The sequence below is a fragment of the Pseudoxanthomonas helianthi genome (assembly GCF_017939625.1).
GTDB lineage: Bacteria > Pseudomonadota > Gammaproteobacteria > Xanthomonadales > Xanthomonadaceae > Pseudoxanthomonas_A > Pseudoxanthomonas_A helianthi.
The window spans coordinates 1,551,580-1,567,172 of record NZ_JAGKTC010000001.1 but is presented as its reverse complement, the minus strand read 5'-3'; the positions used below and the strand labels follow the sequence as shown (position 1 = coordinate 1,567,172).

The following is a 15,593-nucleotide window of genomic DNA, read 5'->3' as shown; positions in this document are numbered from 1 at the left end:
CAGCGCGCGGTCCCGCGCCGGGGTTCCCTCGTACTGCCGACGCGCCTCAGTAATACCCGGTCATGTTGAGGAACCAGCCCCTGTAGCGATAGTCGAGCTGGGTCAGGTCGGCGCTGAAGTCGGTGAAGTTGTAGCCCACGCCGATCTTGAAGTTCTCGCGGATCTGCCGGTCCAGCCCGACCAGCCAGCCATTGCGGCGGCCGCCGTCGCGGACCTTGAGCCAGCGGTATTCGGCCAGTCCATCCCAGCGCCCGATCAGGTGGTAGCGCACCTGCAGCGAAGCGAAGTCGGCACGGCTGTCCAGCCACGGGCCGTCGCCGCGACCCATCCGGTATTCGCCCCAGCGGCTGGCCAGCTTGCCGGCCAGTTGCCAGTTGTCGTCGAGCTGGGCGATGCCTTCGAACGACAGCACCTGCGAACGCTGGTCGTGCTGGTCGGCATCCGCCTGCCCCGGCGAAGCGCGGTCGTACAGGTAGGTGTACTTGCCGAACGCAGCCCAGCGGGTGTTGTCGTGCGGGCGCCAGGCGAAGCCGAGGTTGGTTTCGGCCAGGCGCGCGCCGGCGGCGGGATTCAGGTCGTCCTGGGTGTCGGCGTAGTTGGCCCGCAGCGCGACCCGCCAGTCTTCGTTGACGCGATAGAACAGGCGATTGGCGGTGACCCATTGCTCGCGCTGCTCGGCGCCGCGATCGCGACGGTATTCCAGCTTGCTCGACCAGTCCATGCGCGCGTCGGTGCGGCCGCCGCTGACGCTGTAGGCGCGACGATCGACGCGGCCATCGCTGGCGTCGAGCTCGCCGTCCATCACGGTGAAGCCGAGGTTCCAGCCCGGTGCCGGGCGGAAATCCAGGCCGAAGGTGTGGACGATGCCGGCGCTGTCGCGCTGGTCGTCCTTCAGGTACTGGCTTTCGTTGTACACGTTGACCTGGTTGTTCAGGCGCCAGCGCTGCCCCAGCGTCCAGCCCGATTGCAGCGCGCTGTCGAACAGGCCGTCGCGCTCGGTGCGATCGGTGCTGTAGTTGTAGGCGCCGTACAGCGTGTGGTCCGGGCTGAGCCGGTATTCGCCATCGATCTTGCCGCCATGCCCGCGGCTGCCGCTGCTGATTTCCGCGCCGACGCTGGAGCGGTCGCCGAACAGGTACTTGCCGCCGAAGGTCAGCAGGTTGTTGCGTGCATAGCGGCCGCCGTCGTCGTCCAATGTGTACTGGCCCACGCCGTACAGCTCGAGCGATGCGTTCAGTCGCTGGCGATAGCTGAGCGCCAGCAGGGTCGCGTCGGCGTCGTAACCGGTGTCGTGCTCGTTGACGCGCCGGACCTCGCCGCCCAACCGGCCGTCCTTGGAAATCTGCCAGTCTGCGGTGAGCTGCTGCTGCTCCAGTTCCGCCGTGCCGCGTTCGGCATGGCTGTAGCGCCCGTACAGGCTGAAGTCGTCGCTCAGATAGCCGAGGAATTCGGCGCCGTATTCCTCGATCGGCTGGCCCGTGTCCTGGCGGCCGATCGAGAATCCGGCGTCGACATCGCGCCACCACGCGCCGAACGACCATTCGCGCTGGGTCCAGCCCAGTTCATGCAGGTTGGCGCGGGCTTCGACCATATGCGCTTCGCCGGAACGCGCGCCCACGGTGGGATTGCGCTGGATGAAACTCAGGCCGCCGTTGTCGGAATAGAAGATCGGCGCGACGGTCGACTCGCTGCGCGTGCCTTCCATCTTGAGATAGGTGCCGCGCCCGGCCTGCAGGGTCAGGTCGGCGCCTTTCAGCGAATAGTCGTCGCCGCTGCGGTTCTCGTCGACATAGGTGCCGCCGACGGCGACGTGGTCGCCCAGCCATTGCTTGCCGCGCAGGCCGACCGTCGCATCGTCGGCATCGAAGCCGGAAGGCACGTACTCGTAATCGACCAGCAGGATCTGCCGGTAACCGTCCAATGGCGTGTCGCGGGTCAGCGTGCGTACCGCTTCGCGGGTGATCTGCGCCAACGGCCGGGTCAGGATCAGGCGGCCCTGCAGGTCGTCCATTTCGTAGTCGACGCCCGACTGCAGGTCGACGCGCGATTCCACGCGTCCGGTCGTGGGATCGCGCACTTCCAGCACCACCTGTTCCGAACCGGGCAGCACATCGGTGTGGCGCAGGTAGTAGAGGCTGCCGCCGGTGCCGAGGAATTCGCTGTGCCCCGCCGCCGTCTGCGCTTCGGAACCGAACACCTTCAGCAGGCTGCGCGCATCGCCCAGTCCGGTGGACGCGCGCGAGCGCCAGCTCAGCGCCGCGCCGTACAGCGCGCGCTGGTACTGCGCGTACTCGGTGCCGGTGAAGCCGGTGCCGAAATTGCCCCATAAAGCCTGGTTCTGGTCCCAGTCGACGCGCAGGTACAACTTGCCCTGGCTGTCGACGTCGCGCCAGGTGCGCGAGTCGTCGCCATAAACGGGGTAATACAGGTCCGGATCGAGCCGGCGGAAGATGTCGTAGGGCTGCGCGTCGAGGAAGCCATCGAACAGGTTGCCCAGTTCGTTCTCCCAGGTGTCGGCCTGCGCGGTGACCAAGTATTTGCCGCGCCACTTGCCCTTGGCGTAGAAGGCCAGGCGGCCTTCGCGCAGGAAGCCGTCGTCCTCGCGCGCATCGCTGCCCAGCGCATCCAGGCTGCCGCTGGCGCTGTTGTGCGACAGGGTCAGGTCGGCAAGCGCCGCAACGAAGGCGTAGCGACCGGTGACTTCCATGTCCAGCGGCGTGTCCGCCACCATGCCCTCGGCCGACTTCACCTGTACCTGGTAGCGATGCGAACCGACCGGCTGCAGGAATTCGGCGACGAACTTGCGCTCCTGGTCGATGGGGAAGCTCTGGCCGTCGATCGCGATCTGCATGCCTTCGGCGATGTCGCGACCGAGGATGCGCACGCGCGAAGCGTATACCGGGATGTTGCGCAGGCGCAGATCGCTCTTGCCGTAGATGGACTCGACGATCTGCAGCGATTCCGCGCTCGCCGCGTCCAGGGTCTGCGCATGGCTGCGCTGGACCGTGTCGCGCAGCACCTGGACGCCGCGCGCATAGTCGCCCGGCGTGACCAGCTGGATGCGGTGCGGTTCGGTCTCGTCGAAACTGCCGTCGGACGCATATGCGCGCGCGACGTACTGCAGCTCGTCGCCGGCCTGCAGGCGCAGGCCCTCGGGCAGGGCGCCATCCCATTGCGCATCGGTGACCGCGCCCACCGGCACGGCGATCCTGGCCAACGGTTGTACGCGGTCCTGGTCGCTGCCTTTGTAGATCGTCACTTCGAGCCGCTGGTAGAACGCGGCGTAGTTGCTGTACGCGTGGAAGCGCAACGGCTCGGTGATGCGGCCGTCCTGGAACGGCGCCATCGATCCTGATTGCACGTTGAGGATCGGCTGTCCCAGGGTGGGATCTTCGGTCGCCCACAAGGTGCCGCCCTGCGGCAGGTCCACGGCGAAGCGCCCGGCGATGGTCGCCTGTCCGTCGGCCAGCACCTTGCTGTCGCCTTCATGGAACTGGGCGACCACGGTTTCCACGCGCCGGTTCTGCTGCAGCGAATCCGCGTCTTCGCCGGTCGCCTTCGGCTTGTCTTCGCCGAAGGCCCTGACTTGGAACAGCGGGCCGTTCTCGTTGCTGCAGCCTTGCCGGTCGCATTGCATCGGGGGTGCGGGCTTCGATGCGTCCGCTTCCGATTGCGCCAGGACGTCTGCCGCAGCGCCCAGTCCGCCGGACAGGGCCAGGGCAACGCCGATGGAGAGTTTCCGGATATCCATGTTCGTCTCCCCTCAGCGTCCGGCCGGGCAGGTGGCGGCCTGCTCGGGTGTTCGTGGTTCCATCCGCACGCAGGTTCGCGTCGCAGCCGGAAGCCGTGCGGAAATCTCCCTGGCCACCGCGTCGGCCCGCTGCTGGCTCAGGCGCAGGTTGTGCTCCGCGGTGCCACGCACGTCGGCGTATCCGGAGATGGCCACGACCGTGTTCGGCATCGCCTGCACGCGCTGGGCGATGGCGGCCAGCAACGGTTGGTACTGCGGCTTGATCGCGGCCTTGTCCGTGTCGAACAGCAGCTCGCCCAACTGGATGTCCTTGTCCAGCGTGACCAGGGCATCGAGGCCGTCGACCTGCGCACGCAGTTCGATGCGGGTGGCTTGGCGCAACTCCGGCGACAGGCGCTGGTCGAGCGCATCGCGCACCGCCTCGGCGCGATGGAACGCCAGCACCATGTCGTCGGCATTGGCGGTGATCGCCACGCTGCCGCCCTTCGCTTCGCGCAAGCGGTCGGCGATTCGGTCGATCACCGGCAGGTGCTCCGCCGGCACGGTCGCGCTGCGGCTTTCGAACAACACCTGGCCCAGGTCGATGTTCACCTCGGTCTTGCCGCCGCCCAGCGGCATGCCCGGCACCTGCACACCGAAGTCGAAGCGCACCGGCACGCCGGGGGTGATGCGCAGCACGCGCGGGTTCTCGGTGGTGAAGCGGCTTCCCGGCGGCAGCGTGCTGGCGTCCACCTTGATCAGGAAGTTGCGCCCGCGTGCCCAGCGACCGCCATCGATGCCGACGAGATGGAAGCGGCCGTACTGGTCGGTTTCGATCAGCAGCCCTTCGACGGTGCCCAGGCGCACGCCCGGCAATCCGCGTTCGCCCGCATCCTGCCGGCCGTTGCCGTTGGCGTCGTTGAACACGCTGCCGATGATCAGGCTGTCGTCGAGCATGGGATCGCCGGCGACCTCCACGTCCGCGGTCGCCTCATTGCTGATCGCGGCGCCGAGGCCATCGCGAACGACCGCGCGGTTGGTATGGATGCCAGCGCCAACGCCCGCACCGACGCGCAGCACGTAGATCACGGTGGCGCTGCGCCCGACGGGGATGTCCAGGCCGCCGATCCGCAACGGACTGGCGTTGAGCAGCGTGCCATCCGTGTCGTCGTCGGCCACCTGCAGCGAGTTCGCCACCAGCGTGAAGCCTTCCGGCAGGCGGCCGGCCAGCTCGACCTGCACCGCGTCCGTTTCGCCGATGTTGTCGATGCGCAGGGTGTAGCGCACCAGGTCGCCGACCCGCACCGTGCGTTGCGCGGCGGTCATGGTCAGGCGCAGCGCGACCGGGTCGCCCTGCACGCTCACCGTGATGCTGGCGCTGGCGCAGTTGGTCGGGTTCAGGCGTTCGCAGATCTGGTAGGTCGCGGTGTAGTTGCCGGTCGGCGTGTCCGGCGCGACATCCACGCTGCCATCAGGGTTGATCGTCAGCGGGCCGCTGCTGCCCGGCGTGAACACCACCATGACGAGGTCGACCGGCGTGCCGCCAAGCGTGTCGTTGGCCAGCACATTGGCCACGTTGGTGCCGCCGCTCGAACCGGTGATCGGACCTGCGGCGTCGTTGTTCGCCGCGATCACGGCCGCCGAGACGGCGATGGTCGCGACTGCCGTGTCGCAGTTGGCGGGGTTGAGCTGCTCGCAGATGCGATACGTCAGCGTGTACGTGCCCGCCGGCGTACCCGCGGCGACCCGTACCGCCCCCGTGGCCGCATCGAGCGTGACGTTGGCGTGGGTCGAGGAGACGAAGTCCAGCGTCACGTTGCCCACGGTCGCTGCCGCGCCACCCAGCCTGTCGTTCGCCAGCACCGAAGCGAGCGCGGTTCCGCCCACGCTGCCGTTCACCGGCGTTGCGGTGGCGTTGTCGTCGACCGCATCGATGACCGCGGCGGCGACCGTAATGGTCACGGTGGCGCTGTCGCAGTTGGACGGGTTCAGGCGTTCGCAGATCTGGTAGCTGGCGCTATAGGTGCCCGCCGGCGTATTCGGCGCCACGTCCACGCTGCCGTCGGGATTGATCGTCAGCGGCCCGTTGCCGGTCGGCGTGACCACCACGTCGGCCGGGTTGATCGAAGCGCCGCCGAGCGTGTCGTTGGCCAGCACGTTGGCGACGTTGCTGCCGCCGCTGGAACCCGGTATCGGTCCGATGTTGTCGTCGTTGGCGACGATCGCCGCGGCCGCCACGGTGATGGATACCGTCGCGGTATCGCAATTGGAGGGGTTCAGCGCTTCGCAGATCTGGTACGTCACCGTGTAGGTGCCGGCCGGCGTTCCGGGCGCGACGAGGATCGCGCCAGTGGCGGTGTCCAGCGTCACGTTCGCATGGCTGCTGGACTGCTGGCTCAGCAGCACCTGCGACGTCGTTGCCGTGGCGCCGCCGACGGTATCGTTGCCGAGCACGTTGGCCACCGCGGTGCCGCCGGCGGCGCCGGAGGCGAGGCTCCCGGTGTCGTCGTTGGCGACGACCGCGGCTGCAACCACGGTGATGGATACAGTCGCGGAATCGCAGTTGGCCGGATTCGCGGCTTCGCAGATCTGGTAGGTCGCCGTGTAGGTGCCGGCCGGCGTGTTCGGCGCGACATCGACGCTGCCATCGGCGTTGATCGTCAGCGGCCCGTTGCCGGTCGGCGTGACCACCACATCGGCCGGATTGATCGGCGCGCCGTCGAGCGTGTCGTTGGCCAGCACGTTGATGACATTCGTGCCGCCCGTACCCGGCACGGAGCTCGCGGCGTCCGCTACCGCATCGATTACGCGGATGTCGTCATCGACGATCGTACCGAGGCCGCTGTTGTCCGCGATAGTGGCTGCAACCGCGTTGGAGAGACCCAAGGTGTAGGTTTCGTCCGGCTCGTCCGTGGCGTCGTCGTTGATCACGACGCTGATCGTCTGGGTCGTGACACCGGGTGCGAAGGTCAGCGTGCCGCTGCCCGCGGCGTAATCGCTGCCCGCGGCCGCCGTGCCATTCGCGGTGACATAATCCACCGTGACCGGCGTGGCGCTGGCTCCGCTCAGGGTCACCGTGAACGTCGCCGTGCCCGCCGACTCGCTTGCGCTGACGTCATTGATCGACAGTGTCGGCGCGACATCGTCTTCGGCGATCGTCGCGGTGCCCGTGGCGGTGCCAAGCGTGGCGCCCACCGGACTGCTTAGCGTCGCGGTGAAGTTCTCGTTGCCTTCGAAGATCGCGTCTTCGATGGTCGGCACGTTGACCGTCGCACTCGTGGTTCCGGCCAGGATCGTTACCGTCAGACCGCTTTGCGCGGTGTAGTCGCCCGGGGCAACCGCCGTGCCATTGGCCGTGTTCAGCGTGACCGTCACGTCCGTGGCGCTCGGGTTCGACAGGCTGACCGTGAATACCATCGGCTCGCCTTCGGCTGCGCTCGGGCTATCGATGGACACCACCGGTTGCGCGTCATCATCAGTGATCGTCACCACCGCATCGGCATCGCCCAGCGTGGCGCTGGTCGGGCTGCTCAAGGTCACCGAGAACGTTTCGTTGCCTTCGAACAACGTATCGGCCGTGGTCGGAATCGGGACCGTCGCGCTGGTCTGGCCGGCCGGGATCGTGACCACCACGCCTGTTTGTGCGGTGTAATCGCCGGGTGCGACCGCCGTGCCGTTGGTGGTGTTCAACACCACGGTCACGTCCGCCGCGCTGGGTGCCGACAAGCTGACCACCACCTGCGCCGGGCTGCCTTCGGTTGCCGATACATCGGCCACACTGAGCACTGGCGGGACCTCGTCATCGGTGATCGTTGCCGTACCGCTGGCGGCGCCCAGGGTGGCGCCCACCGGATTGCTGAGCGTCGCGGTAAAGGCCTCGCTACCCTCGAACAGCGCGTCCTCGATGGTCGGCACGCTGACGGTCGTGCTCGTGATGCCCGCCGGGATGGTGACCGCAAGGCCGACCTGTGCGGTGTAGTCGCCCGGAGCAACCGCCGTGCCGTTGGCCGTGTTCAGCGTGACCGATACCGGGTTGGCGCTCGGCGCCGACAGGCTGACCGTGAACACCATCGGATCGCCTTCGGCGGCGCTCGGACTGTCGATGGAGATGGTCGGCTGGCTTTCGTCGTCGGTGATCGTGCCCAGGCCACTGGCGTCGGCAATCGTCGCCCCGCTCGAGCCGGACAAGCCAACGGTGAAGTTCTCGCTGCCTTCGAAGACCGCGTCATTGATGACGGGCACTGCGAGGGTTTGCGTCGTCGTGCCCGGCGCGAAGGTCAGCGTGCCGCTGCTTGCGGCGTAGTCGTTGCCTGCGGTCGCCGTGCCGTCCGCGGTTGCATAGTTCACCGTGACCGGCGTGGCGCTTGCCCCGCTGAGGCTCACCGTGAAGGTCGCGCTCCCGGCGGCTTCGCCGACGCTGACGTCGTTGATCGACAATGTCGGCGCGGCTTCGTCGTCGGTGATCGTCACCGTCGCATCGGCATCGCCCAACGTGGCGCCCGTCGGACCGCTCAACGTCACCGTGAAATTCTCGTCGCCTTCGAACAGCGCATCGGCCACGGTCGGGATCGGCACGGTAACGCTGGTCTGGCCAGCCGGGATCGTGACCACCAGGTTGGTCTGGCCGGTGTAGTCGGCCGGCGATGTCGCCGTGCCGTCGCCGGTGTTCAACACCACCGTCACGTCCGTCGCACTCGGCGCCGACAGGCTGACCTGCACCTGCGCCGGACTGCCCTCGGTCGTCGATACATCGGCCACGCTGAGCACCGGCGTGGTTTCATCATCCGTGATCGTTGCCGTTCCGGCGGCGGTTCCCAAAGCGGCTCCGACCGGATTGCTGAGCGTTGCGGTGAAGGTCTCGTTGCCTTCGAAGATCGCATCTTCGATGGTCGGCACGCTGACCGTCGTACTCGTGCTGCCGGCGGGGATCGTCAGCGTCAGGCCCGTTTGCGCGGTGTAGTCGCCCGGGGCGACTGCAGTGGCGTCGGTGGTATTCAATGTCACCGTGACCGGTGTGGCGCTCGGCGCCGACAGGCTGATGGTGAACACCATCGGGTCGCCTTCGGCGGTGCTTGGACTGTCGATGGATATCGTCGGCGTGCCCTCGTCGTCGACGATGGTGCCCAGCCCGCTGGCGTCGACGATCGCCGATCCGCTTGCATTGCTCAACGCGACGGTGAAGGTCTCGTCCGGCTCATCGACGTTGTCGTTGGTGATCGCGACCGCGATGGTCTGGCTGGTGATGCCGGGTGCGAAGGTCAGCGTGCCGCTGGTCGCGGTGTAGTCGCTGCCGGCGGTCGCCGTGCCGTTCGCGGTGGCGTAGTCCACGGTGACCGGCGTGGCGCTCGCCCCGCTCAGGCTCACGGTGAAAGTCGCCGTGCCCGCCGATTCGCCGACATTGACATCGTTGATCGACAGCGTCGGGGCGGCTTCGTCGTCGGTGATCGTGCCGGTGCCGGTGGCAGTACCCAGCGCGGCACCCACCGGATTGCTGATCGTCGCGGTGAAGTTCTCGTTGCCTTCGAAAAGCGCATCCTCGACAGTCGGCACGTTAACCGTGGCGCTGGTGCTGCCGGCCGCGATCGTGACCGTCAGGCCGGTTTGCGCGATGTAATCTGCCGGCGCATTGGCCGTGCCGTTGGTCGTGTTCAACGTGACCGTGACGTCCGTGGCGCTCGGGTTCGACAAGCTGACCGTGAAGCCCACCGGATCGCCTTCGGCCGCGCTCGGGCTGTCGATGGAAACCGTGGGTTGTGCGTCGTCATCCGTGATCGTTGCCGTCCCGGTAGCGGTGCCCAAGGCAGCACCGACCGGGTTGCTGATCGTCGCGGCGAAGTTCTCGTTGCCTTCGAAGATCGTGTCTTCGATGGTCGGCACGTTGACTGTCGTGCTGGTATTGCCTGCCAGGATGGTCACGACCACCCCGGTTTGCGCCGTGTAATCGCCGGGGGCCACCGCCGTGCCATTGGCCGTGTTCAGCGTGACCGTGACATCGGTGGCGCTCGGGCTCGACAGGCTGACGGTGAACACCATCGGATCGCCTTCGGCAGCGCTCGGGCTGTCGATGGAAACCGTGGGCTGTGCCTCGTCATCCGTGATCGTTGCCGTGCCGGTCGCAGTGCCCAAGGTGGCGCCCACCGGACTGCTGATCGTCGCGGTGAAGTTCTCGTTGCCTTCGAAGATTGCGTCTTCGATGGTCGGCACGTTGACCGTCGCACTCGTGGTTCCGGCCAGGATCGTGACCGTCAGTCCGCTTTGCGCGGTGTAGTCGCCGGGCGCCGCCGCCGTGCCATTGGCCGTGTTCAACGTGACCGTGACGTCCGTGGTACTCGGATTCGACAGACTGACCGTGAACACCATCGGGTCGCCTTCCGTGGTGCTCGGGCTGTCGATGGAAACCGTGGGCTGCGCATCATCATCCGTGATCGTCGCGGTGCCCGTGGCGGTGCCAAGCGTGGCGCCCACCGGACTGCTGAGCGTCGCGGTGAAGTTCTCGTTGCCTTCGAAGATTGCGTCTTCGATGGTCGGCACGTTGACCGTCGTGCTGGTGCTACCGGCCAGGATGGTCACGACCACACCGGTTTGCGCCGTGTAATCGCCGGGGGCCACCGCCGTGCCATTGGCCGTGTTCAGCGTGACCGTGACGTCCGTGGCGCTCGGGTTCGACAGGCTGACGGTGAACACCATCGGGTCGCCTTCGGCGGCACTCGGGCTGTCGATGGACACTACCGGTTGCGTATCGTCGTCAGTGATCGTCACCACCGCATCGGCATCGCCCAGCGTGGCGCCGGTGGGACTGCTCAAGGTCACCGAGAACGTTTCGTTGCCTTCGAACAAGGTGTCGGCCGCAGTCGGGATCGGGACCGTCGCGCTGGTCTGGCCGGCCGGGATCGTGACCACTAAGCCTGTTTGTGCGGTGTAATCGCCGGGTGCGACCGCCGTGCCGTTCGTGGTGTTCAACACCACGGTCACGTCCGTTGCACTCGGCGCCGACAGGCTGACCACCACCTGCGCCGGACTGCCTTCGGTCGCCGATACATCGGCCACACTGAGCACCGGCGGGGCCTCGTCGTCGAGAATCGTGCCCAGGCCGCTGGCATCGACGATCGTGGTCCCGACCGCGTTGGACAGGTTGACGGAATAGACTTCGTCCGGCTCGTCCGTGGCGTCGTTGATGATTGCGATACTGATTGTCTGGGTGGTGACGCCGGGCGCAAAGGTCAGCGTGCCGCTGGTTGCGGTGTAGTCGCTGCCGGCGGTCGCCGTCCCATTCGCGGTGGCGTAATCCACCGTGACCGGCGTGGCGCTCGCCCCGCTCAGCGTCACCGTGAACGTTGCCGTGCCAGCCGACTCGTTGACGCTGACATCATCGATCGACAATGTCGGGGCGGCTTCGTCGTCGGTGATCGTGCCGGTGCCGGAAGCCGTCCCGATCGTCGCGCCGGTCGGGTTGCTGATCGTTGCGGTGAAGGCCTCGTTGCCTTCGAAGATCGCGTCCTCGATGGTCGGTACGCTGACCGTCGTACTCGTGCTGCCGGCCAGGATGGTGACCGTCAGCCCCGTTTGCGCGGTGTAATCGCCCGGTTCGATCGCGGTGCCGTTGGCGGTGTTCAACGTCACCGTGACATCCGTGGTGCTCGGATTCGACAGGCTGACCGCAAACACCATCGGGTCGCCTTCTGCCGTGCTCGGGCTGTCGATGGAGACCGTTGGCTGGGGATCATCGTCGGTGATCGTGCCGGTACCCGTCGCCGTTCCGATCGTGGCATTGGCCGGATTGCTGATCGTGGCGGTGAAGGTCTCGTTGCCCTCGAAGATCGCGTCCTCGGCGGTCGGCACGCTGGCGCTCGCGCTTGTGCTGCCGGCTGGAATAGTGATGGTCACGCCGGTCTGCGCGGTGTAGTCGCCGGGCGCAGTAGCGGTACCGTTCGCCGTGTTCAACGTGACGGTCACGTCGGAGGCGGACGGACCGGACAGGCTCACGGTGAAGACGACAGCATCGCCCTCCGCCGCGCTCGCACTGTTTATCGAAACCGTCGGCGTGACCGGGACCGGGTTTTCGGTATCGGTGTTGTCGCCGGGATCCGGATCCGTGGTTCCGCCTGGCGGTGTCACCGTAGCCGTATTCGCGCCGATGGTGCCGGACGCCGGTGCGGTGGCGGTAACCGTGATGGTGACCGTATTGGCGGCACCTGCGCCCACGTTCGCAGTGAGATTGACGTTGCCGGTACCGCTGGCCACGCCGCACGACGAAGTCCCCGCCGCCACGCAAGTCCAGCTGACGCCGGTCAGTTCCGCGGGAACCGTGTCGACGATCGTGGCGCCGATGGCATCCGATGGCCCGGCGTTGCTGACCACGATCTGGTAAGTAACCGCCGAACCTGCCGGTGCCGGCGAAGCGCTGGTCAGCGTCTTCACCAGCGACAGATCGGAAACGGCGCTGACCGGGACCGACGGCGTGGTGCTGGTGTCGTCCGATGGATCCGGATCCGTCGTGCCGCCTGGCGGCGCGACCGTCGCGGTGTTCGCATCGATGGTTCCGGATGCCGGGGCGGTGCCGCTGACCGTCAACGTGATCGTATTGGCGGGCCCGACGGCGATGTCCGCCGTCAGGCTGATGCTGTTGCCCGTGCCGCTGGTCGTGCCGCACGAAGAGGTGCCCGCGGCAACGCAGGTCCAATTGACGTTGGTCAACTGCGGCGGGACCGTATCGGTGATCGTGGCGCCGGCGACGTTCGAAGGCCCGGCATTGCTGACGACGATCTGGTAGGTGACGGTCGAACCCGCAGGGGCAGTCGATGCGCTCGTCAGCGTCTTGACGATGGACAGATCCGAGGACAACGCCAGGGCATTGCTGTCCGTTGCGGTGTTGTTGCCGGGCGCGGGATCGGTGGTGTTGGAGGGAACTGCAATCCGCGCGGTGTTGACCAGCGGATTCGGGAAGTTCTGCGCCATCGCGGCGCCGGCCGCCAGCCAAAGCGCGAGAACCGCCAGCATTCGAATTGCCCGCAGCGCGCCCGCCAATCGCGGCGCGCCTCCCAGCCGGAGGTCTCTTTGCTTGTTGAGGCTGGGTTTCACGGTATCCATATCGAGGCCCTGCGAATTCGCGATGAAGGGCACTGCCATGACGCGTGGGAAGACGTTTCGGTTTCGGCGTCGCCCATGTCGCGCCAACGGCAAGCGCTAGTACGCCGCCGGATTGGCGCTGAAGGTCACGGGTACGTTGATCGTCGCCTGTCCCCCGGCATCGAGGTTGACGGTCAAATTGACGGATTGATCGCCCGCACTCCCCCCGGTGGCGAGGCTGCAGGCGCCGGTGCCCTGCGTCACCGCGCAGGTCCATGGCCCCGACAGCGTCACGCCGTTGGGCAGCGTGTCGCTGACGGCGGCGCCCGTGACCGCGGCTGGCCCGGCGTTCGAAACGGTGATCGCATAAGTCGCGGTGCCGCCTGGCGCATAGGTGCCAGAGCCGTCCGACTTGGCGATGACCAGGTCGGCGGTGCACGCGACGCCAATGCCTTCGACGGTGACCACGGCCTGGCCGATTCCGATCCCCAGCATGTCCAGCAACGGATCAAGGACGCCGCCGAGCACCGCGTTCAGCGCGGGCTGGATGATCGTGGTCGTCTGCGCCTGCAGCGCGCCTTCGATGGCGCCGATCATCGGGTTCACGAAATTGTTGACGATGTTCGTGAGTACCGCGCCCGACACCGGCACGCCCAGCACGGTTGCCGTGATGGTGCCGGCGCGGACATCCAGATTGAGGTTGTTGACCAGGCTGGTAACCAGGTTGCCGACGCAAAGCGTGCCGCAGGTGATCGTCTGGGTTTCCGCATAGGGGCCGTTGAAGGACAACGTCTGTACTGCCGGATCGCCTTCGGCGATGGCGAGCGCGGAGACGGTCAGCGGCACCTGCACGCTGACGTCGCCCACCAAGGGGATGTTCACGTTGAAGCTGAGGTTCAACGAAGAGATGTCCTGCCGCACGAAGTCGGCAGCATCGATGCTGTCGGAGCGATTGAAGAACACCGCATCGTCGTCCGCGGGGCCGGCTATGCCGGGATCGCCGATGTAGAGGTCGACGATGCCGGGCTCCGCCTGCACGGTAACGGTCTGTGCGAGCGCATTGACCTGGCTGATGGTGCCCTGCGCCCTGGCGACCTCGGCATACACATCGAGTTCCAGCAAGCCCTGGGTCAGCGACAGGTTGCTCACTCCCAACAGGCCGAGGCTGTTGATCGCAGTCACTACGGGCGCCAGGTTGAAGCCGTTGAGGATTTCGAAATTGCTTTTCGCGCGGATCGCTGCCGTGTGGAACTGCGTTCCTACCGGCCCGCAGACATAGACCGGCGGCTCCACGACCTGCAGCCATTGCTGCACATTGGCGACTCCGGTCAATCCCAGCGCAGCGGTATTGACCGTTACCGGCGTCGGCGTGGTGAGCACGTTCTCGAAGTTGTACAGCTGTACCGATCCGGTGAGCAGGTCGAGAACGTCCAGGTCGATGTCCGCGAGCGATCCGGGGGGCAGGGAAACTTGCAGGAAGTCCCCCAAGTTGATGGTTCCCGCCACGCCTGCCAGAGTGGGCGCGAGCAGGTTCAACGCATTGACCGCAGCCGTATTTCCGTCCGCCTGCAGCACCTGGGCCATCGCAAGGCGCAACTGATCCAGGGTGATATCGGCAGCCAGGACCTGGCTTGGATCGCTCAAGCTCAGGTTGGTGCCGAGCTGGGCGAGCAATGCATTCAGATTGATATCCGCGCCCGCCAGCCCATTCCAATCCAGGACGGTCAGGTTGACGGACGTGCCCGGCAACAGCGCCTGGAACAACAGGTTGAGCACCGGACTCTGTGTGGAATCCACCGAGGCCAGCCGGGGACCCGCCGTCACGCAAGCATTGCTCGTGCATCCGACCTGCGCATGCACGCGCGACGGGAAAAGGGCAAAGGCGGTTGTCGCCAAGAACAGCAACCCCATCAGGCAGCGCGCACCGCGCGGCATGTTGCGTCTCGCACTCATCGACGGCCCCCTTTCCACGTCAGCCCCCTGCGTCCTTTCTTCCCGACGTTTGCCGTCGTACCTGACGGCAGCCACAACCGTATTTGTGCGCCCTTGCACGAAAGAGTACGGCTGTTGTTGCGATCACTAAGTAATGTGATATCTAGCGTTAGGCAAACGCTCTACTGCTGGGGAGCAGTAAGAAGTTCTGGCAGTGTCGCTTTTTGGAGTGGCGCAAATGCTTGATCTGTCTGCAAACGAAAGTGGAAGCACGCAACTTTCGAACAGTTTTGCTATGCGGGAAGAATCGCTGTCATCCGCGCGCGATCGGGACTTGTTGGATAAGACTCAACTAGGGGTAAGAATCATTCATGGCTTCCATGGCTCTACGCATACGGCGATGTCGTACCCTAGCGAGACTGTCCCAAGGTGAGCTGGCCAGCCGCGTTGGCGTCCACCGCAGCGCGGTGACGCAATGGGAACGCGATGGGGGCACGCACCCCAGCATCGAGCACCTGGCTGCCATTTCCGTCACGACCAACGTGCCATTCGAATGGCTCGCCACCGGCCGTGGCCATCCCGCCCAGGGTCCGGAAACGGAGGTTCCCGCTGTCGCCATGGACTACGCCGTCGACGAGATGGAAGCCAGGCTGCTCGAGGTGGTTCGCCGCTTGCCGAAGAGCAAGCGGCATGCGATTTGCGCGCTGATCGAGTCGATCGTGAGCTGACCCGATCGGGGTCGGCGCCTTAGCCCTCCACTGAACGAATGTACGTCCCGCGCCGGCCTGCGCCGGCGTGGCTACATGCGTTTTCGCGAAGGCAAAAGAAAACCCCCGTCCGAACGGACGGGGGTTTGGATAAAGAC

At 66.3% G+C, this 15,593-nt stretch carries 4 protein-coding genes; 1 reads left to right on the top strand and 3 read right to left on the bottom strand.

Annotated elements, in window-relative coordinates:
- Positions 1-46: 46 nt before the first annotated feature.
- The 3 genes from J5837_RS07110 to J5837_RS07100 form a co-directional block, all read right to left on the bottom strand.
- Complete coding sequence (locus J5837_RS07110) at positions 47-3,751, bottom strand: OmpA family protein (RefSeq protein WP_210535974.1); 3,705 nt, start codon at positions 3,749-3,751, stop codon at positions 47-49.
- A 12-nt stretch (positions 3,752-3,763) separates the two neighbouring features.
- A complete protein-coding gene (locus tag J5837_RS07105) occupies positions 3,764-12,727 on the bottom strand; it encodes a Calx-beta domain-containing protein (RefSeq protein WP_210535973.1) in 8,964 nt (2,987 codons plus the stop codon).
- Between the two features lie 186 nt (positions 12,728-12,913).
- A complete protein-coding gene (locus J5837_RS07100; protein WP_210535972.1) occupies positions 12,914-14,749 on the bottom strand; it encodes a DUF11 domain-containing protein in 1,836 nt (611 codons plus the stop codon).
- Positions 14,750-15,099: 350 nt separating this feature from the next.
- Between J5837_RS07100 and J5837_RS07095 the strand changes: the two genes are divergently transcribed.
- Positions 15,100-15,456, top strand: a complete 357-nt coding sequence (locus tag J5837_RS07095) for a helix-turn-helix domain-containing protein (protein ID WP_210535971.1) — start codon at positions 15,100-15,102, stop codon at positions 15,454-15,456.
- Positions 15,457-15,593 lie beyond the last annotated feature (137 nt).

Bases quoted from the DNA above. Each gene is read 5' to 3' on its own strand.
- J5837_RS07100 (WP_210535972.1), bottom strand. From the start codon at position 14,749: ATGAGTGCGAGACGCAACATGCCGCGCGGTGCGCGCTGCCTGATGGGG.
- J5837_RS07095 (WP_210535971.1), top strand. From the start codon at position 15,100: ATGGCTTCCATGGCTCTACGCATACGGCGATGTCGTACCCTAGCGAGA.
- J5837_RS07105 (WP_210535973.1), bottom strand. From the start codon at position 12,727: ATGCTGGCGGTTCTCGCGCTTTGGCTGGCGGCCGGCGCCGCGATGGCG.
- J5837_RS07110 (WP_210535974.1), bottom strand. From the start codon at position 3,751: ATGGATATCCGGAAACTCTCCATCGGCGTTGCCCTGGCCCTGTCCGGC.